The organism is Cohnella thermotolerans DSM 17683 (assembly GCF_000429825.1).
Classification (GTDB): domain Bacteria; phylum Bacillota; class Bacilli; order Paenibacillales; family Paenibacillaceae; genus Cohnella; species Cohnella thermotolerans.
This window is the reverse complement of sequence record NZ_AUCP01000053.1, coordinates 24,391-47,607: the sequence shown is the minus strand read 5'-3', so window position 1 is coordinate 47,607 and position 23,217 is coordinate 24,391. Positions and strand designations below refer to the sequence as shown.

The 23,217-nt window shown below is 52.3% G+C and carries 30 protein-coding genes and 2 pseudogenes; 29 read left to right on the top strand and 3 right to left on the bottom strand.

Going from position 1 to position 23,217, the window contains the following annotated elements:
- The 16 genes and pseudogenes from G485_RS31485 to G485_RS26090 form a co-directional block, all read left to right on the top strand.
- Positions 1-143: pseudogene (locus tag G485_RS31485) on the top strand (ISAs1 family transposase); the annotation flags it as partial.
- 773 nt (positions 144-916) lie between these two features.
- Complete coding sequence (locus tag G485_RS30930) at positions 917-1,453, top strand: DUF6431 domain-containing protein (protein ID WP_240489130.1); 537 nt, start codon at positions 917-919, stop codon at positions 1,451-1,453.
- Positions 1,454-1,489: 36 nt separating this feature from the next.
- The gene (locus tag G485_RS0111410) at positions 1,490-2,845 is read left to right on the top strand and encodes a DDE-type integrase/transposase/recombinase (RefSeq protein WP_027092669.1); all 1,356 of its coding nucleotides are present in this window, start codon (positions 1,490-1,492) and stop codon (positions 2,843-2,845) included.
- Positions 2,838-3,636, top strand: a pseudogene (locus tag G485_RS0111405) (ExeA family protein). Before G485_RS0111410 ends, G485_RS0111405 begins: the two are co-directional and overlap by 8 nt.
- The gene (locus tag G485_RS30925; protein WP_027092667.1) at positions 3,633-3,860 is read left to right on the top strand and encodes a DUF5348 domain-containing protein; all 228 of its coding nucleotides are present in this window, start codon (positions 3,633-3,635) and stop codon (positions 3,858-3,860) included. The pseudogene G485_RS0111405 and the gene G485_RS30925 overlap by 4 nt, the downstream one beginning before the upstream one ends.
- A 123-nt stretch (positions 3,861-3,983) precedes the next feature.
- On the top strand, positions 3,984-4,901 hold the full coding sequence (locus G485_RS0111395; protein ID WP_156922289.1) for a hypothetical protein: 918 nt from the start codon (positions 3,984-3,986) through the stop codon (positions 4,899-4,901).
- 533 nt (positions 4,902-5,434) lie between these two features.
- Positions 5,435-5,656: a hypothetical protein gene (locus tag G485_RS0111390; RefSeq protein WP_027092665.1), complete on the top strand. Its 222-nt coding sequence runs from the start codon at positions 5,435-5,437 to the stop codon at positions 5,654-5,656.
- The gene (locus tag G485_RS0111385; protein WP_027092664.1) at positions 5,625-5,972 is read left to right on the top strand and encodes a type II toxin-antitoxin system PemK/MazF family toxin; all 348 of its coding nucleotides are present in this window, start codon (positions 5,625-5,627) and stop codon (positions 5,970-5,972) included. Before G485_RS0111390 ends, G485_RS0111385 begins: the two co-directional genes overlap by 32 nt.
- A gap of 150 nt (positions 5,973-6,122) precedes the next feature.
- Positions 6,123-7,022, top strand: a complete 900-nt coding sequence (locus G485_RS0111380; protein ID WP_027092663.1) for a DUF6744 family protein — start codon at positions 6,123-6,125, stop codon at positions 7,020-7,022.
- A 25-nt stretch (positions 7,023-7,047) separates the two neighbouring features.
- Positions 7,048-7,389 carry a DUF4258 domain-containing protein gene (locus G485_RS0111375; protein WP_027092662.1) on the top strand — a complete coding sequence of 114 codons (342 nt, stop codon included), beginning with the start codon at positions 7,048-7,050 and terminating at the stop codon, positions 7,387-7,389.
- Between the two features lie 61 nt (positions 7,390-7,450).
- Positions 7,451-7,894: a hypothetical protein gene (locus tag G485_RS0111370; RefSeq protein ID WP_027092661.1), complete on the top strand. Its 444-nt coding sequence runs from the start codon at positions 7,451-7,453 to the stop codon at positions 7,892-7,894.
- Positions 7,895-8,339: 445 nt separating this feature from the next.
- Positions 8,340-8,576 carry a hypothetical protein gene (locus G485_RS29880; RefSeq protein WP_156922287.1) on the top strand — a complete coding sequence of 79 codons (237 nt, stop codon included), beginning with the start codon at positions 8,340-8,342 and terminating at the stop codon, positions 8,574-8,576.
- Complete coding sequence (locus G485_RS26100; protein WP_035155793.1) at positions 8,545-9,636, top strand: AAA family ATPase; 1,092 nt, start codon at positions 8,545-8,547, stop codon at positions 9,634-9,636. Before G485_RS29880 ends, G485_RS26100 begins: the two co-directional genes overlap by 32 nt.
- Positions 9,637-9,639: 3 nt before the next feature.
- Positions 9,640-10,998 (top strand): vWA domain-containing protein, encoded by a 1,359-nt coding sequence (locus G485_RS0111355; protein ID WP_027092659.1) that lies wholly within the window; start codon positions 9,640-9,642, stop codon positions 10,996-10,998.
- A 53-nt stretch (positions 10,999-11,051) separates the two neighbouring features.
- Positions 11,052-12,140, top strand: a complete 1,089-nt coding sequence (locus tag G485_RS30920) for a hypothetical protein (protein WP_240489129.1) — start codon at positions 11,052-11,054, stop codon at positions 12,138-12,140.
- A gap of 226 nt (positions 12,141-12,366) precedes the next feature.
- Complete coding sequence (locus tag G485_RS26090; RefSeq protein WP_156922285.1) at positions 12,367-12,978, top strand: phospholipase D-like domain-containing protein; 612 nt, start codon at positions 12,367-12,369, stop codon at positions 12,976-12,978.
- 148 nt (positions 12,979-13,126) lie between these two features.
- Here the strand turns inward: G485_RS26090 and G485_RS0111340 are convergent, their stop codons facing one another.
- Complete coding sequence (locus tag G485_RS0111340; RefSeq protein ID WP_027092657.1) at positions 13,127-13,966, bottom strand: IS3 family transposase; 840 nt, start codon at positions 13,964-13,966, stop codon at positions 13,127-13,129.
- A 16-nt stretch (positions 13,967-13,982) separates the two neighbouring features.
- On the bottom strand, positions 13,983-14,285 hold the full coding sequence (locus tag G485_RS31480; RefSeq protein WP_027092656.1) for a transposase: 303 nt from the start codon (positions 14,283-14,285) through the stop codon (positions 13,983-13,985).
- Positions 14,286-14,353: 68 nt separating this feature from the next.
- Between G485_RS31480 and G485_RS26085 the strand changes: the two genes are divergently transcribed.
- The 8 genes from G485_RS26085 to G485_RS0111300 all read left to right on the top strand — a co-directional run bounded on the left by G485_RS26085 (position 14,354) and on the right by G485_RS0111300 (position 18,964).
- Positions 14,354-15,085, top strand: coding sequence for an IS21 family transposase (locus G485_RS26085; RefSeq protein ID WP_051318193.1), 732 nt, complete (start codon positions 14,354-14,356; stop codon positions 15,083-15,085).
- Positions 15,079-15,894, top strand: a complete 816-nt coding sequence (gene istB / locus G485_RS26080; RefSeq protein ID WP_035155789.1) for an IS21-like element helper ATPase IstB — start codon at positions 15,079-15,081, stop codon at positions 15,892-15,894. The genes G485_RS26085 and istB overlap by 7 nt, the downstream gene beginning before the upstream one ends.
- Positions 15,887-16,114 (top strand): DUF5348 domain-containing protein, encoded by a 228-nt coding sequence (locus G485_RS31475; protein WP_027092655.1) that lies wholly within the window; start codon positions 15,887-15,889, stop codon positions 16,112-16,114. Before istB ends, G485_RS31475 begins: the two co-directional genes overlap by 8 nt.
- A gap of 28 nt (positions 16,115-16,142) precedes the next feature.
- Positions 16,143-16,400: a hypothetical protein gene (locus G485_RS0111315; protein WP_027092654.1), complete on the top strand. Its 258-nt coding sequence runs from the start codon at positions 16,143-16,145 to the stop codon at positions 16,398-16,400.
- 140 nt (positions 16,401-16,540) lie between these two features.
- A complete protein-coding gene (locus G485_RS29020) occupies positions 16,541-16,708 on the top strand; it encodes a group II intron maturase-specific domain-containing protein (protein ID WP_240489128.1) in 168 nt (55 codons plus the stop codon).
- 336 nt (positions 16,709-17,044) lie between these two features.
- The gene (locus G485_RS29875; protein WP_035155812.1) at positions 17,045-17,242 is read left to right on the top strand and encodes a hypothetical protein; all 198 of its coding nucleotides are present in this window, start codon (positions 17,045-17,047) and stop codon (positions 17,240-17,242) included.
- Positions 17,232-18,494 (top strand): DNA polymerase IV, encoded by a 1,263-nt coding sequence (locus G485_RS0111305; RefSeq protein WP_027092652.1) that lies wholly within the window; start codon positions 17,232-17,234, stop codon positions 18,492-18,494. Before G485_RS29875 ends, G485_RS0111305 begins: the two co-directional genes overlap by 11 nt.
- Complete coding sequence (locus tag G485_RS0111300) at positions 18,491-18,964, top strand: YhjD family protein (RefSeq protein WP_027092651.1); 474 nt, start codon at positions 18,491-18,493, stop codon at positions 18,962-18,964. The genes G485_RS0111305 and G485_RS0111300 overlap by 4 nt, the downstream gene beginning before the upstream one ends.
- Before the next feature lie 11 nt (positions 18,965-18,975).
- On the opposite strand, the gene G485_RS0111295 is transcribed toward G485_RS0111300, so the two are convergent.
- Positions 18,976-19,170 carry a hypothetical protein gene (locus G485_RS0111295; RefSeq protein ID WP_156922281.1) on the bottom strand — a complete coding sequence of 65 codons (195 nt, stop codon included), beginning with the start codon at positions 19,168-19,170 and terminating at the stop codon, positions 18,976-18,978.
- Positions 19,171-19,439: 269 nt separating this feature from the next.
- Between G485_RS0111295 and G485_RS0111290 the strand changes: the two genes are divergently transcribed.
- The 5 genes from G485_RS0111290 (at position 19,440) to flgK (ending at position 23,202) form a co-directional block, all read left to right on the top strand.
- On the top strand, positions 19,440-20,054 hold the full coding sequence (locus tag G485_RS0111290; RefSeq protein ID WP_027092649.1) for a hypothetical protein: 615 nt from the start codon (positions 19,440-19,442) through the stop codon (positions 20,052-20,054).
- Between the two features lie 279 nt (positions 20,055-20,333).
- On the top strand, positions 20,334-20,741 hold the full coding sequence (locus G485_RS0111285) for a TIGR03826 family flagellar region protein (protein WP_027092648.1): 408 nt from the start codon (positions 20,334-20,336) through the stop codon (positions 20,739-20,741).
- 116 nt (positions 20,742-20,857) lie between these two features.
- Positions 20,858-21,112: a flagellar biosynthesis anti-sigma factor FlgM gene (gene flgM / locus G485_RS0111280; protein ID WP_027092647.1), complete on the top strand. Its 255-nt coding sequence runs from the start codon at positions 20,858-20,860 to the stop codon at positions 21,110-21,112.
- 55 nt (positions 21,113-21,167) lie between these two features.
- Positions 21,168-21,668: a flagellar protein FlgN gene (locus G485_RS0111275; protein WP_027092646.1), complete on the top strand. Its 501-nt coding sequence runs from the start codon at positions 21,168-21,170 to the stop codon at positions 21,666-21,668.
- A 13-nt stretch (positions 21,669-21,681) separates the two neighbouring features.
- Positions 21,682-23,202: a flagellar hook-associated protein FlgK gene (flgK, locus tag G485_RS0111270; RefSeq protein WP_027092645.1), complete on the top strand. Its 1,521-nt coding sequence runs from the start codon at positions 21,682-21,684 to the stop codon at positions 23,200-23,202.
- Positions 23,203-23,217 lie beyond the last annotated feature (15 nt).

Sequence of the window (23,217 nt, the reverse complement as noted above, 5' to 3'; positions counted from 1 at the left end):
AGAAACTGTCTTTGGCATCACCAGCCTATCGGTCGAACGGGCCGATCCCGCTCGATTGTTGAATTTGAATCGCGGACATTGGTCGATTGAAAATCGGCTCCATTGGGTACGCGACGTCACGTTTGACGAAGACCGTTCTCAGATTCGAACCAAAGAAGGGCCGCGAGTCATGGCCACCTTGCGCAATCTCGCAATTAGCTTGTTCCGCTTAGGAAATCAATCCAACATTGCGAAAGCGACCCGCCGTTGTGCCAGAAAACCAGAAAGGGCTTTGGAACTGATCGGAGCTTAAAGACGACAAAGGACATGTCTGAGCATTTATCAACCTGACTTTGACGAATCCCTGGGGACTGGTAGTCACGATCTTGTTGCCGGAAGAATATTGATTTGACAGGGGAGCTACGCCTGTCCCTTTTAAACATTTGAAAGGAGCAACGACATGCACCTCAAAATCAACAAAAGTGAATGCGCAAGCTGCGGGAACATCTTTTATGAGTGGGACGACTTCCTTCTGGAAGAATGTCCGCACTGCAAATCCGACTTGTCAAAGGACAAATCGGCAAACGTGATCGGCTCGCAGATTGTGGAGGCAGAGTTAGACTTGATAACTGGTCGCATAAGCATTGCCGGCAACAACCCTGTCTGACTTGATGGCCGCGAGTCGAAACGCCCGGAAGGGCTGCTACTGTGTTTCGGGCAAAACAGAAGGAGGCACAGCGCATGTGTTTCCGCTAACGCATAATGCCCGAAAGTTGACGTTAATGCCTGTCCAAATATTGACCGATATAGTGACCATGAAGTTATTCTCCGGAAAGGAAAAAGACGTCCCTATGTGGAGGAGGTACCGCGCCAACAGTGCCCTCACCCAGGACGTCTCTCCAATTACCTATGGTCATTATATCAAAATATACGCTGGATGAGAAGGAGCCGGATTCCGGCGTTTTTCGTCAGGAGTGCGGAAAACGTACCGTGCCCGTGTTGCGACGGACAATTAGAAGTCGTAGGAAGCCGAAGGCGGGTATGGTATAAGAGTAGTGGGGATCGGGTAAAGCTTATCATCCGTCGCCTTCGTTGCGAGCCTTGCGAGAGAATTCATCATGAGCTGCCGGATCTGCTTGTTCCCTACAAGCGTTACGATGCAGAGAGCATCGAAGGAGCGGTTTCGGACCCGCCTCGTACCGACATCGCCGCAGATGAATCGACGCTCCGCCGCTGGAAGTGTTGGTTCCTCGCTTGGGCTGTATATGCTGCAGGATGCCTGCAATCCGTCGCGACTCGTTTCGGTCTGCCTGTGGCCAGTCCGTCCGTTCGGCCACAGTCCGCACTCCAATTGCTCGGACGGTTTGTAGGAGACGCCGCCGGATGGCTGAGCAGAGTTGTCCGGCCTATCGCCAATTCGCATCTTTGGGTTACAGACCCGTTCTGCCTTTTTGTCCGCGCCGAGGTGAGTTAGACTCATGCCAATTCCAAAAGAATGGGAGGCATGAGGATGAAAGATCAAAAGAAGGCGGAAGAAATCGCCGAGCAGAGGTTTACACTGTTGTCGCCACTCTTGGCGGCCGGATTAGATGCGGCCAAAATCAGCGAGCTCAAGGCGGCGATCTGTGCGCAATACGGGTTGTCCGAGCGAACATTACGGCGGTATCTTGCAGAATACCGGGAAAATGGATTCCGTGGTCTGAAGCCCAAAACAAGAGGAAGAAAGCCTGGAGAGAGCTCCATTCCCGCTCATCTGCTGGAGGAAGCCATTCTGCTGCGGCGGGAAGTTCCTCGCCGAAGTGTAAGCCAGATCATTCAGATTCTGGTGTGGGAAGGCAAGGCGAAGCCGGGCGAAATCAAGCGCAGTACGCTGCAGGAGAAACTGGCGCAGAGCGGATACAGTTCCAGACAGATGCGGATGTATGCAAGCCAGGGCGTCGCCGCGCGGCGCTTTCAAAAGCGATATCGCAATGCACTCTGGCAATCGGATATCAAGTACGGCCCGCATCTGCCCATCGGATCTGGAGGAGAGAAAAAGCCGGTCTACCTTGTTTTGTTCATCGATGACGCCACGCGTTTTGTCGTTCATGGCGCCTTTTACGATTCGCTTGAAAAAGGCATCGTCGAGGATTGCTTCCGCAAAGCCATCGAAAAATATGGCGTTCCGGAAGCCGTCTACTTCGACAACGGCAAGCAGTATAAAACGAAGTGGATGAACAGAACTTGCGCCAAGCTGGGGATTCGCCTGCTTTTTGCGAAACCGTACTCCCCGGAATCAAAGGGCAAGGTCGAGAGGCTGAACGGCATCGTTCAAAGCTTCTTAAGCGAGGTCGCGCTAGAGAACGTGAAGACGCTCGACCAGCTTAACACCTGGTTTCAGGTATGGCTTTCGGAATGCCACCAGAACAAACCGCATTCGGCGCTGGGAGAGAACCAAACCCCGGAGACGGCATTTCGAAGCGATACGAAAGCTTTGCGCTTTGTACAACCGGAACTGCTGGCAGACGCGTTCCTCCACTGCGAGGACCGCAAAGTCGACAAGGCCGGATGCATCAGCTTCATGGGCAAGAAATACGAGGTCGGGATTTTGTTCATCGGGCGAACGGTGCAAGTCGTTTATGACCCGATGGACATTACGGAAGTAACCATTGAGTGCGAAGGACATGCACCCTGGAAGGCCCGTGAACTGGCGATCGGAGAGCGATCCGGCAAGCGACCGGCGCTGCCGAATCATCTTCAGCCAGAGCCGGCAGATGCTTCCCGTCTGCTTCGCGGAGCCGAGCAGAAGCACACCGAGCGAAGAGAACAGCAGACCCCCGCCGTTACGTATCGGAACGTCCGGAAAGAGGGTGGCGGCGATGTTTGAATCGTTTTACGGGATGAGCCGCACACCATTCTCGCGGGATATTCCCACAGAGGAACTGTACCCGTCTGTGATGCTGGAAGAGATGCTGGGCCGGCTCGAATACGCCGCTGAACGCCAACTTTTTGCTGTGATCACCGGCGATTGCGGTACGGGCAAAACAACAACGATCCGTCGCTTTACGGCCACTCTCAACGCGGCGAAATACAAGGTTCTGTACTTGTCGGATTCCAAGCTTACGCCCCGTCACTTCTACAAAGGAATGTTGGAGCAGCTCGGGTGCGAATCGAAATTTTATCGCGGAGACGCCAAGCGGCAACTGCACCGGGAGATCGAGCTGATGCGCGGAATTCACCGTCTGCAGCCGGTTGTCGTTGTGGACGAGGCTCATCTGTTGGACCGGGAAATGCTGGAGGAAGTGCGGTTTTTGCTGAACTTCAAGATGGATGCGCAGAGCCCGATGGCGCTCATTCTGGTCGGGCAAAGCGAACTGTGGGACAGGCTTCGCCTGCAAGCTTATTCCGCGATCCGTCAGCGTATCGATTTGCAGATGAAGCTTCCGCATTATGATCGATCACAGACCGGAGAATACATGAAACGGCATCTGACGTATGCTGGCACCGAGCATGACATCTTTTCCGACGGGGCCGTTGATGAGGTTTACCGCTTCTCCAACGGCTCTGCGAGACTCATCAACAAGGTTTGTACACATTCCCTGATCTATGGCGCGCAGAACAAGCGTCGGATCATCGACGACCATGGTCAAGCATGTCATCCAAGGTGAATTGTCATGACCGATCCGTGGTTTCTCATGACCTATGATCGAGACGCAGAATGTTGGATGGTCCATCTGGATGGAGGAAGGTACCCCATGCATTGTGGAGAGTGGCTAGAGATCCGGATCGCCGGTGACGGAGGAATTGCGTGCAGGCTGGAACTGGATCGTGATTGGTATGTGATTACGAATGAAGCCAGATTCTATCTGCGAAAGAAGGACACTTACCAAATTCATATCTAATTGTAGCGGGAAAGCCTCAGTCGGGGGCTTTCCCTTCAACATGACTTCTCGGACATCATTACCGTCAGTCATCGGACAGCAGACGTCATCAATTTCCGGTCAATATACGATATCAGTAACAGCATGTATATTCGAGGTTTTGAAGAAAACGCGGAACTGACAACCTTAATTTCGGTTCCGGAGCGCGGACGGTTTGGTAATGCAAAGTACCGAGGGAACTACGCCGGGGAAGTTCTCATTAGGCTTATTCGCTTCCTGCAGGCAAACGGCATTCAAAGGCCGTACATTTACGATCCAATGGTTGGCGGAGGAACCAGCCGGGACGTGGCCGAAGCCTTGGGCCTGTCGTATATCGTGGACGACATTCATAACGGTTTCGACGTTGTAAATGATGATTTTCACGACACCGGTTTCGACCTGGTGATGTTGCATTATCCGTACTGGAAAATGATTGATTATGCCGCCGACCTGCCGCCGGAGTTGCAGAAACAGGACATGAGCCGGATGGAATGGCGGGAATTCATCGAAGCTGTCAGCCACGTCAATTACAAGGCGGCTGCACACGGCCGATTCGTTGCCGTTCTTGTCGGAGATATTGCCGTAAAGGGCGGAATCAAGTCCATTCAGCGGGAAATGGCCTGGCCAGGCATGCCAGTCAGGCACATTATCAAGGTTCAGCACAATGCGGAAAGCTTCAGGAAAACGTACAACGGGAAATTTATTCCGATCGTCACGGAACATTTGCTATTGTTCCGGACGGATTATCAGCCAGGCGGCGAAATGTGGGTTCTCGTACCGGCACAATACAAAAAAATCGACATTGACCAGTACGTGACCTGGAAGACGGCCGTTAAAAAAGTCATCCGTCAGCTGGATGAAATCACGCCGACAACGGTTTGCGAAGGAATCAGGAAGTTATTCCCTGTGAAACTGCGGAAAACGAACACGCCGGAAGCGACTGTTCGCAGAACGCTTCAGGAGCTGGAAGCAGACGGATATTTGCGACGCCATGTTCGAGGCATTTACGTTAAAGCCTCTTAACCGGTTGTGCATCGAAGCGCCGGCGGTCGTGCACGGAAAGGATGCCCAAGAGAACGAACCTTGTTCAGGATGCGGAAAAACCAATCAGCGACGGCCCGGCTTCTCCGAGGCCGTTTTTTTTGTTCAAAAAAACGAACATATGCTTGTATACCAACAACCTGTATGATAAAATAATGATGAAACAGATGTGCCCTACACTCCCGAAAGCCGGAGACAAGGGATTCCCTCACTTGTGGTTTCGATCTCCACGGCACCGATACAAGAAGGGCGCTGAATCCGAAAGGACAGCAAGCGCACTACCCCATCCGTGAGTTTTCCCCTGATGGAGACAGGAGCGAAAGCGGGGCAACACGGAGCAAAAGTGTAACCCGACACTCCCAATGCCGGAGACGAGGGCCGCGGTACTGAGAGGGCCGTGAAAAAGCTTGGCGCATGCGCATGCGCTTTGAAAAAAATGAATGTTGCATGAAAAGCTGATTCTTTGCAGAGACGCAGGATCAGCTTTTAATTTTCTAAAAAAGGGAGGGTACTCAATGGAAAGATTCCTTTCCATGGGATATACTGAGGTTGAGGTGATTCCTGTGGAAGCGGATGAATTGATGCAGAGCGTCAAACAGCTTCCGTCTCGGGAGCTGACAAGATTTCGCGAACTGTTCCAGGATTACCTGGAACAAAGGGAATGGGAACTTCTTTCCGGGGAGACCCTGGAACGGAGTGACCCGGATGACGATTATTCCGACCTTTTCCAGCGGTGATATCGTCGTCGTCCGGTTTCCCTATTCCAATCTTGCGCAAACGGAGCTGCGCCCGGCACTTGCCGTTTCCCCCGCATCGTATGTGGAGTTGACGGGTGAAGTTCTATTGATGCAGATCACATCGAGAGCATCACGGGAAAGGCCGCAGTACAAGATCCGAAAATGGCGTGAAGCCGGACTCAAAAAAGAATCCTATGTGCGGTATGCCAATCTTCACCATATTCGCGTATCTCACGTTGCTGGAAAAATTGGACGGGTGGATGAAGACGAATACCAAAACGTGATCTCGCTGCTGGGGATTTTCCTGCGCAGTTAAAAAGCCGATTCTTTGCACGGCCGTTTCGTGCGGGAATCGGCTTTTTGCATTTAGTGAGTAAAATTCAAAACCGTTTTGAAAACGATCCGGTTCGTGCGAAAGATCGCGCGATCCGGCTTTTTTATTAAAAAAATGAATGGAGGAATGAAAATGAACACCGTTTTGAAGGATGTTGTCGCCGTTCAGTCCCCGAACAGCGTAAACGTCATCGGACATCTCACCTGGTACTCGTTGTCTGAAATGCTCATCACCCGGGATGAATTGCGGCAAAAGATGTTGAGCGCCGGTCTTGGCGAAGGCTTTATGCCGCATGAGATCAGGTTGCCGGACGCATTCCGCCGAGCAACCAGCGATAAACACCGTCGCCGGGTGTCGGAAGGGGTAATCGAAAATTACTTGTTTCGAGAAGTGTCCTCTGACAACAGCATGATACAACGAAACATTGTTTGTGAGACGGTCGATCAGAAGGGGCGTCGTCTTGCCTATGACGGAAACGCCGCGACGCTCGTCCTCGACAAGACGAGCGCGAACGTAACCGTAAGCGCGACGTCTCCCCTTGCGGCTGAACTGGCCCGGGATGCCGTTACGAAATTTGAAATCTACAGGAACAATTACGGCAGCCACACGATCCGCTCCGTTCTTACGAATATCCTAAAAAGCATGGCTCCGACTCCGGTCAGGCCGACAGGCGGCATCTATTTTGTCCCAGCCCAATACACGGACCGTTTGGAAGCGATGCTTAGATTTATGAAGCTTCTGGATCACGGCGAAGGAGAAAAGGTTCCGCTCATTGATACGGGCGACATGCGGAACCTGGTCACGCGAAAACTGCTTGATCACCTAAGGGAAACGCTTCGCACATGCGAAGAAGGCGCGGAAAGACAGCTGACGAAAAGCCAGATGAAAGAGTTGCTCGAAAACGCTCGGTCGGTGGCAAACAATTTTACGCAGTATCGCGAAATTGTCACCGGCGATCTGGCGGAAATGGAACGTCTGGTGTCGGCGCTTCGCACGAAAGTGGGTGAAGCGTTGGTGAATATGGCCGTGTAATTCTCCAGAAAGGAGAAGCAAAGAAATGAATGCCGAAACAGAGCATAGAAAGTTTGTTGAATTGCTTGAAGAGGGAGATGGAAAGCTGGTAATTTCAAATCATGCGCTTCGCAGACAAATTGAGCGCGGCATCTCCGAAATGGACATACGAAACGCCGTCTTGAACGGATGGCCGATTGAGAGGCGTCAGGACGGTGCGGATGTCACCATCGTCCTGATGTATTTTCTTAAAATCGGAAAAGGGCAATACCGTCCGATCCATGTCGTATGCGTTTTTAATGTTGTCCATCCAGAAACGTGGACGGTGAAGACGACATACGACCCCCGAAGCGGGGAGTGGAGAGACAACTATCAAAGAAGAAAATAATTTTTGTAATGCAAAAATTAATCTGAACGGATATAATAAAGGGTAAAGGAGTGTGATCGTCATGTCCAAAGTCGGACGACCCAGGGCTGATCACCCGCGCAACTTTACCCTTCCAGCCGTTCGGGTGAACAGGGAGGAAAACCGTATGTTTAAGCTTAAAGCGGGAATATATGCGAACGGCAGCCTGGCGAAGTTTTCGCGCATGGCCATGGAAGCGTACCGCGAGAAAATCCCGGAAACGATTGAACTGGCCGGACGAACTGGTCATCTCCGGTACGGTTCGGAAGTATACACTGTGGAGGTCGGGAATGAAATCTACACAGTGACAGTTACGAACATACCGGAATACATTTTTGACGATGGCGAAACCGTTTCAGATTTGATGCTCCGCGCGAGCATCGAAGAAGAAGTGAATGAAATGGTTTTGGAATGCGTCGAGAATCGACGTCCGGTGCCTGAAGCCATTGATCTGCTTGAGTGGATTGGGTTGCCTGTCACGGTGTAAAAACAAAATTTCGGTTAAAAGCCACGAGTTTCCGTGAGGGATTCGTGGTTTTTATTTTTTGGAGGTTGAATATGGTACTCCATCTGATACGCACGTTGAAGCGCGCGCAGAAAAAAAAGAAATCCAATGGCCTTTGAAATCATTGAGAAGACCCAAGTACACGTTCAAAACGCTTACCGTTACAAAGCTTTGATACGTGTGAGGGATGGCGTTTCGAGCATCGACACTACAGCCGTGGCCGCGAAAATACAGCGAACCATGGGGCGCGACCCTTTTGCGTATCTTATCTATGATGTGTCGGCCCAGGTCAGAAATGAAAACATTGTGGAGTTGACGTGGGCATCTTGGGATTCCTGCGATTGACTCCACAATTGTGATATTTTGAAAAAACCACGAGACCCCTTTTGGGCGTTCGTGGCTTTTCTTTGTAAAGTGAGGGATTTCTTTGAATTACGATCTGGCCGCGGAAATCTGTGCTGCAATCAATCGAACAGTTCAAAAGCGCAAAAAACGGGGAGCTGACATCTTTGATGTCCTCCGTTATCTTGATCGCCTGATGAGAGTATGGAAAAGCGAGGAAATTCGCGAATTCATCCTGAGATTGGCTATTTGTGAAATGATGAAGACCATTTTCGAATTGGAGGGCCGCCATGAAAATCAAAGACATTCAAAACGCGCTTAACCATTTTTTTGCCGAACGGGATGAAGTGATCGAAGGGCTCATCGTCGCCCTCATCGCTCGGCAGCATTGTCTCCTGATCGGCCCGCCGGGAACCGGGAAATCGGCTCTGGTCGCTGATCTCACGAAACGGTTTACCGGGGCGAACTACTTTCAATGGCTCCTGACGCGCTTCAGCACGCCGGAGGAACTGTTCGGACCTGTGAGCCTGAAAGAACTGGAGCAAGGCATATACAAGCGCAATACAGCTGGAAAGTTGCCGGAGGCACACATAGCATTTTTGGATGAAGTATTCAAATCAAATTCGGCCATTCTGAACAGCCTGCTCACGTTGATAAACGAGCGGCTGTTTTACAACAACGGCCAGCCCGTGCAAACGCCGCTTATGACGTTGGTGGGGGCATCGAATGAATACCCGGAGGAAGGCGAAGGGCTGGAGGCGCTGTTCGACCGTTTCCTGCTTCGATTTGAAGTGGGGTATGTCGGCGAAGAGCAGTCTTTTCTATCCATACTGAAAGACACTCAGCCGGTTCCGGCGGACATGACCATTGACGAATTGTACGAGCTGCAATTCTTCAGTGATACCGTAACAGTACCCGACGAAGTATATATAACGCTAGCGAACATCCGCCGCTCGCTTAAAGACGAGGGTATTTGTCCCTCGGACCGCCGATTCAAACAATCGCTTTCGGTGATTCGTGCAAAAGCTGTGTTGGATGGGAGAGGGCAAGCCATTATCGAGGATATTCTGATCCTTAAAAACAGCTTGTGGGAGCGGCCTGAGCAACGAAAAAAAGTCGCCGGGATTGTAAAGAAGCATGCTCAAGATCCGGTAAAAACGAAATTGGATGAAGCAAGGGAAGAAATGAAAAGCATTCTGGAGTCGGTCAACCAAAACAACACGCCGGAGCAAGCGGTGGAAGCGACCAAGAAGCTGAAAATGTTGGTATCCGACTTGCAAGCCTTGAACCAGAATTATCCCGGCCGAGAGGAGATTGGCAAGGCGATACGCGTGATTCAAAAGTCGCTTGAAAAAATTGCTTCCCAGGTTTTGGGGGTGTGAGCGTTGCACGATTCGGTGTTGAATACGGATGCTTTCGACTTAAGACGTTTCGGGCAACTGTTCGAGATATCTGAAAAAATGCAGCAGTTGGAACGGAAGGGAAAGGAAACTTTCCCTTCTTTCCGACCTTTAATGGGCGACGTTTGGGCCGGACTGTTCAAAATGAAACCGGAGCTGCTTACAGAAGTCGATCCAGCGTTGGAGATGAACCGTCAACTCATGGAGCGCGTGATGAGCGAAAAAGGCTTTCAGGAGTTCCGGGAGTTCACCCGACTGGATGATCTGGCATCTGCGTTGGGTACTGTGAAGTACACCGAGGCGGTGCTGGAGTGGATCGATGAGCAGGCAAAGCAAAATCAAAGCTTCCGGCAAGCCCTTCAGCAGGTTATGAGCGTTGAAGGTGATGCGATGCAGCAGGCGGCGAAAGCATTGGCAAAGGCGCTTGAGCAAAACGGTCAAGCTCTGGCCAAGTCGCTCAGCCGCGCGGCTAAAGATGCCATTCAAACAAAAGATAATCTGAAATCCTTACTTGGGGGTATTGAAGCAGGTAGTGGCGACGCGGAGCTGAAGAAGATTCCGCTGCGTGATCAACTGGCTTTGGCTGAAAAGCTGTCCGCCGAGCCCAAGTTAAAGGAAATTGCCCAGTGGGCCGGCCGCCTGAAGCTGATTGCCCGCAAGAAACAGCGTTCCAAACATCGGGAATCCATTGATCGAAACGGAATCTCGATGGGGAACCAGGTAGAAAAATTGCTTCCGTCGGAGCTTGCTGCCTTCGCCAGCCCCATCACAAAACAGGATTTCCTTCGACGTTTTGCGGAAGGTCAAACACTACAGTATGACACGAAAGGAAAGGAGCAGCTTGGGAAAGGCCCGATTATCCTCTGTCTGGATCAATCCGGAAGTATGAGCAATCAGGACACCATTTCAAAAGGTTTTGTGCTTGCGCTCATGAGCATTGCACGAAAACAGCGCAGGGATTTTGCACTGATTCTGTTCAGTAACAAAGCCTTGACCCCTCAGATATACAGGAAAGGCCGGATTACAATCAATGACATGGTCCAACTGGCTGCCCAATTCCTTGACGGCGGGACAAACTTTGAAAGGCCGTTAAACAACGCAGCTACGGTAATTGTACAGAGCAAATTTAACCGGGCAGATGTCATTTTTTTAACTGATGGTGAATCAACTGTGTCTGATTCATTCGTTGAAAACTGGAACGCGCTGAAACTAAAGAAAGACTTTCGGGTCCTGACGCTTCTGCTTGGGACAGCGAAAGAATATACGGTAAAACAGTTTTCAGACCGCGTCGTGAAGGCAAAAAATTTGCTGGATCATGCGGCATATCAGGCGTTCGAAATCTGAATCGGGGCTGCTTAACGCAGTCCTTTTTTATTAACGGAAATGAGGGGATATCATTGATCGGGATTGTTCTTTTGATAGTGGTTTTGATTGCGCCAGTAATAATCTCTCTCCTGGTTGCATTTTACGCCAAACTTTCAGGCTGCTACCTAAACCGGTACTACATTTACAGCCGGAAGCGATCCGGGGAGTACGAACTTCATTGCCATCCCGCGTTCGGGTTTTACTATGCAACCCCAGCCAAGTTCTTCGCCATACGGGAAGATGCGATCCGCAGGTTCAGGCGGCGTCACCCGGATGCAACACTATTCGCTGTCACGATGACATTACAGGGGTTTTATGAGCGGAACGGCTACGCCGGGGAGCAAGTACATCAAAAAGGATTCAAACACCTGGCTGGGCGAATTTCAGACTACGTTCTGATTCTCTGCAATCTGGCCAATTTCAGAAAACGCAACGACAAAGAATGGCAGTTCGCGCACCTGATTCGCCGGGTGAATCGCTCAATTCCGCGTCGGTATGTTGTGTTTGAAAATGCGAATATTCGTTCGTATAATAAAACAGGAACATTAGTTCGGAGGTCAAAAATTATGAAATTGAATTGGTTCCCATTGGGCCGCCGGAGTCTGCTTTTTGGCGTCCATCAGTTCATCTGGCATCCCTGGACGGTATACCTTTCTTGGAAACGTCTGTATGGCAAGCCCACGTGGCGCGAAATCATCTGCATCATTATACACGACTGGGGTTATTGGTCCGCGCCGAACATGGACGGTCCGGAAGGCCAGCGGCACCCGGAATTGGGTGCGAGGATCGCCAGACGACTGTTTGGGGGCGAATATGGCGATCTGGTGTTATATCACAGCCGCCACTATGCCCGGCTCTGCGGCCAGCCCCCAAGCAAGCTCTGTTGGGCAGACAAGCTATCGATTCTGTATGAACCGAAATGGTTTTATTTGCTCCGGGCCAAACTGTCCGGTGAAATTCACGAGTACAGGTTGAACGGGGAAAAAGAATTTGGCCTGAAACGTTCTCACAGTGAATGGTTCGACTGGATTCGGGGTGAATTTCAAAAGCTGGCCGCCGCGCAAAAAGGCGACGCCGTTCCTTATCAAAGTCGAGATGCTATCGTACAATCCGAAAATTGATCCTTCGTCCAGCCCCTTCCTCGGGATGACTTTGAAAAAGTACGATCCATTGGAGAATTGCGCCGTGGGTTGAGCGAGTTGATCCGGTGTCGGAGCGTATCAGGGTAAACGGATATTGGATATGAATGACATCATCGGGGTGGATTGAGGCCCCCCTTTTTTATTTCCAAGATATACCGAGCATGTTAAAATAATTGCATGAGAATGTCGAATGGAGGGACGCGGCATGAAAATCGGGAAATACATAGTCTCTCTGCTTCTGGTGTTTTCGCTTGTTGCTGGAACGGTCTACGCCGCCCAAAATGCGCGGGTTAAATCAGCAGACATTGAGTGGACGTTTGAGGGAAAGGATCAGGAAAAACTGCTGATCGACGTCATCAAGTCAGCAAAGTCCACGTTGGACATTGCCATTTACAGCCTTACCGATCCGGATATCGTTGGGGCAATAAGGGATGCCAAGAAACGCGGAGTAAATGTTCGGATCATCACGGACAAGCAGCAAGCTGAAGGAAAGACGCAAACTGAAGCCCTCAAATTACTTGGCAGCGCTGGCATCCCGATCAAAATCAATTCGCACAGCGGCCTCATGCATCTGAAAATGACAATCGCAGACAAAAAGATTGCTACAACCGGATCATTCAACTATTCAAAAGCGGCGAGTGAATCCAACGACGAGATTCTTGTTGTGGTGCGTAATGCAGAAGTCGCCCAAAATTTTACTGCCGAATTCGAAAATATGTGGAACGACAAGAAGCGGTTCGTGACGGCTGAATACAAGATCGCTCAGCCGGACAATAAGGTGGCCCTATTTGTCAAGACAGATTTTCAAAAAAATTAAGGGGTGAATATTTTCACAAAGTCTTTTGTTTTGTTTATCTTACCCCCATTCTCGGATTCCATAATTGGAATATGATGGATAGTGATGACTGTCCACTGGTGGCGGACATAGCCCAAGCGAAGCGCGGGAGCCCGCCTTGTATTCAGGCTTACCTGTGGATAACCAGATCGGGCAGTTGCACGTTTCCCCAGTAGATCGATGCCGGCGTATGATTGTTCAAGGATTGATGAGGCCGGTAATGATTGTAGAGTTCGATGTACCGGGTAATGCCTTTTCGAGCTTCTCGCGGATTGGCGTAATCGTGAAGATAGACTTCCTCGTATTTGAGACTGCGCCAAAACCGTTCGGTGAAAATGTTGTCCACAGCCCGTCCTTTCCCATCCATGCTGATGCGGATTTGTTCGGCTTTCAACAGTTCGATGTACTGTGGACTGGTAAAATGGCTGCCCTGATCGCTGTTCCATATTTCAGGCTTGTTCACAGCCAAAGCGGTTTTCACCGTTTCCAGGACGAAATCGATCTCCAGGCTCTGATCCAGCTGCCAGGCGACGACATACCGGGAATACCAATCCAGGACGGCGACCAGATACATCCAGCCGCGCTGCAATCGGATGTAAGTCAGATCAATGCCCCACACCTGATTCGGTCGGACGATGTCCAGACCGCGGAGCAAATACGGATAAATGCGATGTTGCAAATGACGCTTGCTGAGATTGGGACCGGGATAGATGGCGGATATTCCCATCTCCTGCATATAACGCTGAATCGTGCTGCGGTGAACACGGAAGCCTTCATCCCGTCTGAGAATCGCAGTGATGCGCCTTGAACCGAACATCGGGTATTGGGTATAGATCCGATCGATGGCATGTTTGATGGCCACTTCTTCCGGCGACGGCGGTCTTGGCTGGTAATACAAACTGGATCGATTGAGACTGAGAAGCTCTGCTTGTTGACTGAGCGGCAGTTCGGTACAATCCCAATCCAGCAATGCCAAACGCTCTTGTCTAGTCAATCGGGAGGCCAGATTTTTTTTTGAGCCATGCGTTCTGTGTCGTAAGTTTTCCCACCTCCGCATAGAGTTGGTTGATTTTCTGTTCGTATTCGTTTTTCATTTTCGTAATGCCCTTGCGATCATCGACAAAAAGTTGCGCCAGATTTTGAACGACATCATTTTTCCACCGCTGAAGGACATTGGGGTGAATCCCATGCTCGGAAGCCAGCTCGGAAATCGATTTTTCTTCTCGCAAAATTTCCAGTACAACCTTGGCCTTGAATTCCGGAGGATGGTTCCTTCGTATCGCTGACATACAACTTAACACATCCTTTTTTCGTGTCTAAATTCTTAAGGCCATTATACTGCGATATCCACAGCTTTTTGCGCTGTTTCGTCCATGCGATCGAGCATTTCGGCGGCGTTCCGAAAATCATGCTGACGGATCATATGAAAACCGTAGTGCTCGGCATGAACGCCGACCATACGCCGCAGTGGAATCCGTTGTTTGCGGATTTTGCGCTCTCCATCGGACTGACGCCGAAATTATGCAAAGTACGGCGGCCGCAGACAAAAGGAAAAGTCGAACGAGGCGTGCAATACGTCAAGGACAATTTCTGGCCCGGCCGCACGTACACGGACATCGCGGATCTGAACCGGCAAGCGATTGCCTGGTGCCGGCAAGTCGACCAACGCATTCATGGCACGACGGGAGAGCGTCCCTGCGACCGGATTAAAGACGAGAATCTGCTTCCGTTGCCAACTCCGGATCGACTCATGAAATTCCTTCGTGTCGAGCGTATGGTCAGTTTGGACGGTTTTGTCAGTTTCGACGGGGTTCGTTACGGTGTACACTGGCGGTACAGCGGCCAGCAGGTTCTCGTCCGTCAAGTCGGCCTGAACGTGGAAATTTGGCACCAGGGCGAGCGTATTGCCCTTCATGAGAAGTCGAGCCGCTGGGGCGGGATGGTCAAGCTGCCCGGCCAATACGAAGGCTTGAAGGCAGCGGAAGGCGCGTTAAAACCCATGCCTCTTGCACGCGAAACGGTTGCGCCACAAGTTGAACAACGGCCGCTGGCGCTGTATGACGCATTGGCGGAGGTGGCGTCATGCTAGAACTGGATCAGGCGCGAGGGCAATTGGAAACGCTGCGGATGCCCTTCGCCGCGGAAGTGTTGGAAAGCCGGCTGCAGCAGGCCACGGACAAGCAGTCGACGTATGTCGCCTTTCTTATCGATCTGCTCGGCGAAGAGCTGGCCCAGCGGTTAAAACGAACCATTCAAACGAAAATACGCATGGCGCGGCTGCCGTACCAAAAAACGCTTGCGGAGTTTGATTTTGCCTTCCAACCGAGCGTCGACAAGAAAATGATCGACGAACTGGCGACGATGAATTTCGTTCGTCAGGCCGCCAATGTCATCCTACTGGGCCCGCCGGGTGTGGGCAAATCGCACCTGGCTCTGGCGTTGGCGCTGGAGGCGCTCCTGAAAGGCATTGCCGTTTACTTCACGACCGTCACGCAGTTGGTAGAGGAATTGCGTCGCGCCCATCATGCCAATCGGCTCGATGCGAAGATGAGGCAATATCTGCGCCCGCGTATTCTCGTCGTGGATGAAGTCGGTTATTTGCCGATGGATGCGCTCGCCGCCAATCTGTTCTTTCAGCTCGTCAGTACCCGTTATGAGCGCGGCAGTATGATCCTCACCAGCAACAAGAGCTTCGGCGATTGGGGCGAGATGTTCGGCGACTCGGTGCTGGCTTCGGCGATTCTGGATCGGCTGCTCCATCACTCGCACATTATTAACATCCGTGGTCAAAGTTACCGGCTCAAGGACAAGATGAGAGCCGGTGTGTACGGTGTGCCGCCCGACAAGCCGGCTGCGGCTTCCGGCAGCGTAACCGCCAAGGAGAACGCCCATGCGTAGGCGCGCCCGAATATGCTATGAACCGGACCGTGACGAGTGGTGTGTCGATTTGGGATGGCGGCGATACGGTCTGCATTGCGGGGAATGTTTCACCTTGTACATGGGCAACAAAGCTTACGAATGCCGCTTGGAGCTCGATACCGATTGGTACGTTCTGATGCAGGATACGAAGTTTGTCCTCCATCGACGAACCGTTTATGCGATCGGTATAGACGCTTAACCCGGCATGACCAAAGGAGGAACTTCGCATGATCCGAGAGCCGATGTATGATGAGGAATCGCTGGCGGCGCTTGAGCAGCAAGAGGCCGAAGCGCTCATCGCAGCACTCGCTCAGTACTGCAAGAGCCTGGAACAGCAGGTGGTGGAATTGCGCCGCGATGTGAATCGACTGGCACCGCAGGGGCAGGACGAGCCTTTCCCGGATGTGCACAGCGACCTGTACGAGACGTTTGACCATTTAGCGGCCTACAAACGGTTTCGGCATCTCCTGACGGAGCTGGAATAACCGGACATGGGGAAAGGCAGCGACTCTTTCCCCTCCCAATTCTTCTCGTACTTTCACGATAAGGTCGCAAGTGAAAGGACGAATTCGCCGGTAGGTGGGTCAAAATTAACCCGGCGAAATGGGTCAAAATAAATCCGGCGTTGACAAACCCGAAGATCCAAGGGTGGAAGAACTACTACGGTCAGGACTCCTTTGCTGACAAGTTTCTTAACAAAATCGACTGGTACATTCGAAAGCGCCTCACCCTGTTCTGGAACAAGAAGCATAATCGTCGTAATAAGCACAGCAAGTCCGGAAAGCGGCCATAGCGGTGCAACTTGCGGGGCTCAAGAAACTTGCCGGTTAGGGAAGTACCGTAACGCCGAAGGGAGAAGAACTGCCGGATGAGGGAAAACCTCACGTCCGGTTTAATGAGGAGGGGCTGGTGGCCCAGCCCTTTACTCTACCTCTTGAATCGAACATTCGTTCCCGTATATAATACAAACAAACGTTCGATTTGGAGGGATTCCAATGAACAAACAAGGCGCATCGGAAACCATCAAGAAGGAATGCCCGTACTGCTTGACCATTTATACGGCCCCCGCAACTGTCGGCTGCACGATCTGCCCTGGATGCGGACAGCGTTCGTGTGGGGAGTGAATACCTTGTCGATCAAGTACATTGGTTGCGTCGTTGAAATCATTTACCAAGCTAAGAGTGGACAGATCACGCAGCGGCGCATCGTCGTTCACGCCGTCTCCGACGGCCGTGTACGTGGCTACGATCTGGTCAAGCGGGCGCCGCGCGTTTTCGACGCCAGGCGGATTCTTGCGATGCAGTTGGTGAATCGATATGTGGGGTAGGGAACCCACCATCCTGTTAATTGACGGTCAATCGTTTTACGCCTCGGTAGAGAAAGCCGCCCACCCGGCGTATCGCGATATGCCGGTTGCAGTCGGAGATCCCGAGCGCAGATCGGGCATCATTCTCGCGGCATGCCCCATCGCCAAAGCCGGAGGCGTCACAACCGCGGAACGCGTGGGCGAAGCGATCGCCAAATGTCCGAATCTCATGGTCATACGCCCTCGGATGCAAACTTACATTAGCATCTCCCTCTTCATTACGGCAATTTACGAGTCCTTCACCGACCTGGTGGAGCCGTATTCCATCGACGAACAGTTTCTGGATGTGACGGGCTCGCTGTCCGGCGGAGAAAACGCCGAATCGCTTGCGCGCCGGATTCAGGCGAAAGTGCTTCTGTCAACCGGCGTATGGTCGCGGGTGGGCATCGGCCCCTCGAAAATACTCGCCAAAATGGCAACCGACAATTTCGCGAAGAAGCGCCCGGACGGCATCTTCAAGCTCGGCCGCGGAAATATCGAGACCGAACTGTGGCCGCTGCCCGTCGAGCAAATGTTCATGGTCGGCTCACGCATGGCCTACCATTTCCACCGTATGGGACTCCCGACGATCGGCGACGTCGCGCGGACGGACCTCGGCGAACTGAAGCGGAAGATGCGGAGGGAAATGGGCAGGCAGTCGGATATTCAAGCCGAGTACTACTGGCAGACGGCGCGCGGCATCGATCCGAGCCCGGTCGTCGCATCGACGCGCGGCACGCTGCAATCGATCAGCCACGGCAAGGCGCTGCGTGCGAATCTGTATCGCAAATTGCCCGACATCGAAGTGGTTCTTCTTGAACTGGTTATCGAAGTCTGCCGCCGAGCCCGCCGTCTGGGCAAACAAGGGCGGGTCGTTTCGGTCGGGGCGGTGGAAACTGACGGTCGGCGAACGTTCTCGTTCGGGCGGCAGACGACGTTGCCGTATGCGACATCGCTTACGCACGAGGTTGCAGAGGCTGCGCGGCGGTTATTTGTGACTCACTGGCGCGGAATGCCGATTAGCCGCCTCTTTATTTCGTTGACCGAACTTTCCGGCGACGACACGTACCAGCTTACATTGTTTGAGGACCGACCGAAGATTTACAGCCTCGAGCGGGCCGCGGATTCAATCAAGGATCGATTCGGCGACGCCGCCCTTATACGCGCTTCCTCCCTGCTTGAAGCGGGCGTAGCGCGCGAGAGGGCGGCTCAGATCGGAGGTCATTATCGGTGAGCAAACTCGAGGGCAACATCCGGTGGCAATCGAAAATGCTGTTGACCGAACATCAGGAGCAGTATGAGTCGCGCAATCATCCGAAGCCCGCAGGCCAGGCGACGCCGGAAGAGCTGGCGATGATCCGGGACTGCGTTCTGTTGCCCCATCTCCTGACCATCTTGCAGAACAGCCTGGAAGAGGTCCGACATTCATCGAACGTCCTGAAAAAGGTGTTCGCCGCGATCACGCAATTGCTCATGAACCGGGTCACGAAGGATATGTACAAGATCAGGCGTGAACTGAGCCGGCGTAATATTAAAATCCTGAACGATGAGCAGGTGGATCTGATCGTCTACCATCGGGTTCTATGCCGCGGGTACGAGGAGCGGTTCGGGATGGTGCGCGAAGTCATGCGGGCGGAGATTAGTGTGCGACTGACGGAATATATCGGCGAAATCGCCGCGCTTTTGAAAGACTACGCGAAGTAAATATTGGGTCGCTATCGAACCCGAAACTCACAATTTTCTTTAAGATAATAATCCCCATTAATCTTGACGGCAAATTTGCCGTTTTCTTCAATAACGCCGCCATAGTCCAAGATCCTGCCGTGCATGTAAACAATGACGGGGGTCTTGTTGTACATGGCGGCGTTCAGTTTATCTTCATTGTCGAGAATAAAGCCAGATTTGAACATTTTATTCACCAAAGAAATGGTTCGGCAAAAAAAGACAAAAATCCTTTTTTATTTTGTATGTACTAACGTATAAACCAGTGAGCCCAGACGGGGAACCGAGAGTGTTTACCTGCACCCGATCCGGGAAACCTGTGCCCGGTTACGAACATCTGTAGCTTATGGAGAGAGAAGCTCGAGAAATCGGAAATGATGAGAAACATGCGAACAACTAGGTTAACTGATGGACAAAATCTTTAGTGGAATCTAGTCGGCTGGAGCAAATGGAAAGGATGCGTAGCTGCTGGGACGCCACTGTCTGTGATGTCGTGACCGGACTGTACCGGGCGATTTCATACCGCGACATCGCCATTTTGCTCTGGACGACGGCCGAACTGGCTCCCGTGGTGGTGGACGAACTGAAGGCTGCGGGCATTCCCGCCTGTGCTGATCTGGCGACCGGTTATTTCGCCGCGGCCGAGGTCAACACGATGATGCCGCTTATGCAGATCATCGACAACCCGGATCAGGACATCCCGCTGACGGGGTGCTCGCCGATCGTCGGCCTGTCAGCAGAGGATCTAATGCAGATCCGCCTGGCGAATCGACGGGCGTTGTACCGGCACGCCGTCCGTTCGGCGGCGGCGGATGAGCGGACGAACCCGGAGTTGAGGAGTCGTCTGGCGGATTTTTTTGGCTCGGCTGGACGCGTGGGTACGTTCGCCCGGCGGAAGCCAATAGGCGATCCGATCGGGTACTATACCGCAAAGCTTCAAATAGAATATGACGTGGGACGATGCATTTATCTACCAATCGGCTACCCATTACGTTTTGCGGTTTTTGGTGGAAGTACGTCTTCGAACACTTCCGTTGCAGCCTCGTCGATCGATTTGAAAATGTGTCCGTAACGATCTATCATGTCGGTGCGGTAAAAATGGATGGTAGCAGATATTGAAACGGATGTGGTCAGTATTGAAACTGATTATGTTGTGACGACCGGGAGCACCGTGAACGAGTGCGCGTTCGCGCTGCGGCAAGCTTTTCCCGGTTGCGAAGTGTACGGAGCGCTGTGGGCGAGGTCCTGACATCCGTAGAAAAACGCTACCACATCCTAGCAAAATCTTGTACAATGAATCGCAAAGACAATTAAAACCTGTTATGGATGTCGAGAATGGAGGAAGCCGATCGTGGATCTCGCCAACTGCCCTCGCTGCGGGAGATTGTTTGCCCGTCATTTTCGCGATATTTGCCAGAACTGCTATGCCGAAATCGAGAAGGAATACGAGGTTTGCACCGAATATTTGCGGAAAAACAAAGGTGCGACCATCACGGTGCTGTCCGAAGAGACGGGGGTATCGATCAAGCAAATTACGAGATTTATCAAGGAAGGACGCATCTCGCTCTACAACGCGCCGAATTTGTCCTACCCATGCGAGGTATGCGGCGTGCTCATTCGCGAAGGCAACATGTGCGGGAACTGTCTGAACCGGCTGCGGGCGGAGGTTCAAAACGCGACTGCGGGCAGTGACCGCCATGAGGGGCCGCTGTCGAGAAGAACTTACCAGATCGGAGATCGTCTTAGGGATAAGGAGTAAACAGAAGCTTCCAGCGATGGATAGAAAGATATTGATTTGTCTATAAAAATTTGATATAGAACGGCCGATAATATCACTAAAGATTATCGGTTTTTTATTTGTCGAGGTGAATGGCCATGAAGATCAACGAGTCTCAGAGGATCGGCGCCGCCAATCCCTATTCATTGAAAAGTGCATACAGGACGGATGCGAACGGGCGCAAGCGGCAGACCGACCAGGTGGAGTTTTCGGCGGAAGCGCTGGAGATGCTGTCCAATGGCAAATCCCAACGCGACCAGAAGATCGAGGAACTGAAGAAGTCCGTTCAGGCCGGCACTTATCACGTTGATGCGGGCAAGCTTGCCGAGAAGCTGCTTCCTTTCTTGAAGTAGGACCGTGTACGAGAAGACGACTTGGAACATCATGGAGCAAAGGTGGAGAGGGGCATTGGCCGTCGATCGAGTCATCGAAGTGTTGGAGCAGTTGGCCGAGGTGCACGAGCAATTGATCGAGTGCGCTGAGACGAAGAAGGCGGCTATCATCGCCAACGATATTGACGCCCTTTCCCGCGTGACGGCAAGCGAATCGAAGCTCATCGCAAGGATAGCGGAGCTGGATCGCCAACGGCATGAACGGTCCGTACAAGTGCTCTCCGATCATGGGTTTAACGCGTCCGAGGGAGTTACGCTTAATCGGTTGTACGGCGTCGTTTTCAACCCCGATCAACGGGTTCGGCTGCAACAGGCGGAGGCGAGGCTGAGAGAACGGCTGGAACGGCTTCGGCAATTGAACGATCTCAACCAGCAGCTGCTGAAGATGTCGATCGACTACGTGAATTTCTCGATCGAGGTTCTGTCTCCCCAGCGGGACGATGATTATATCTATCGCAACCCGGCGGCTCACTCGCGGGATTACATGCGCGGGGGCTTGTACAACACAAAAGTATAGAGGTGCATGAACGATGAGATCGACTTTTCACGCGATAGAAGTTGCCAAACGAAGTTTGTTTACCGAGCAGGCCTTGCTGAATACGACCGGCCACAATATTGCGAACGCCAATACGCCGGGGTACTCCCGTCAACGGGTCAACCTGATCGAGAGCCGTCCGATCGAAGCGCCGGGTCTTATGCGAAGCAATACGCCCGGCCAGCTCGGCATGGGGGTCGAATTCACTTCGATCACGCGAATCCGGGAGCAGTTCTTGGACGACCAATACCGCAACGCGAATCGAAGCCTGGGCAGTTGGAGCATTCAATCCGATACGCTGTCCAAGCTGGAGACGATTTTTAACGAGCCTTCGGATTCGGGAATACGGACGGTGTTCGACAACTTCTGGACGTCCTGGACCGACCTGGCAAAAGATCCGGAGAGCGTGACCGGACGGAAAATCGTACGCGAGAACGCGCTTGCGCTGGTGGACGCCTTTAACCAGACGAGCAAGCATTTGAGCGATTTAAGCGACGACTTGACGTCCAATATCGCCACCAAGGCCGACCAGATCAATTCGATCTCCACCTCCATCGCAAGCCTCAATGACGAAATCCACCGTCTGGAGTCCATTGGCGACAATCCGAACGATCTGTACGATCAGCGCGATTATTTGGTCGACCAACTCTCGCAACTTGTCAACGTGACCGTGGTCAAAAATCCGGAAGGCTACACCGTTTCGACCGGCGGCTTGACGCTCGTCGACGGCAACCAGGCCGGAACGGTAACCAGCGCGGCGCTGGAGTCGGAATTCGCTGCGGGCGGGCTGAACGGCGGCGAAGTCGCCGGGTTGATTATTTCCCGGGACCGGTACGTGAAGGACTATCAGGATCAGCTTAATGCGCTGGCCGATACGTTGGTTAACGGGGAGATCACCGTCACCATCCCTGCGGGATCCACCTACCAAGGGGCGACCTTAAGCGCGGACCAGCAGGTGACGGTCAAAGGGATCAACGGTCTCCATAAGCTCGGCTACCTGTTCACGAATCCGCCGACTTTGGCGGGGGACTTCTTCACCTCCAGCAGCGGACCGATTACGGCGGCCAGCATCCAACTCAACAAGGCGATCGCGGACGATCCGATGCAGATCGCGACCTCGATGCGGACGGACGCATCCGGCGGCACGAACGAGACGGTGAAGGGGAACAATACGCTTGCAAATCTAATGGCCGGACTGAAGAACACTTCCTTCAAGTTCACCGCGACTTCCACCGGCAACGGCATCACGACCGGTACGATCGACGACTTCTACGCATCCATGTTAGGACAATTAGGCGTTCAATCGCAGGAGGCGACTCGGCAAGCGACGAATCAACAGGATATCGTGTCTCAAGTCGACAGCCAACGTCAGTCCGTCAGCGGTGTTTCGCTCGACGAGGAAATGTCGGATTTGATCAAATACCAACACGCTTATTCCGCCGCGGCGCGCTTCATGACGACGATCGACGAGACGTTGGACAGGGTGATCAACGGCATGGGCAGGGTCGGATTGTGATTAGTGGCTTACAGA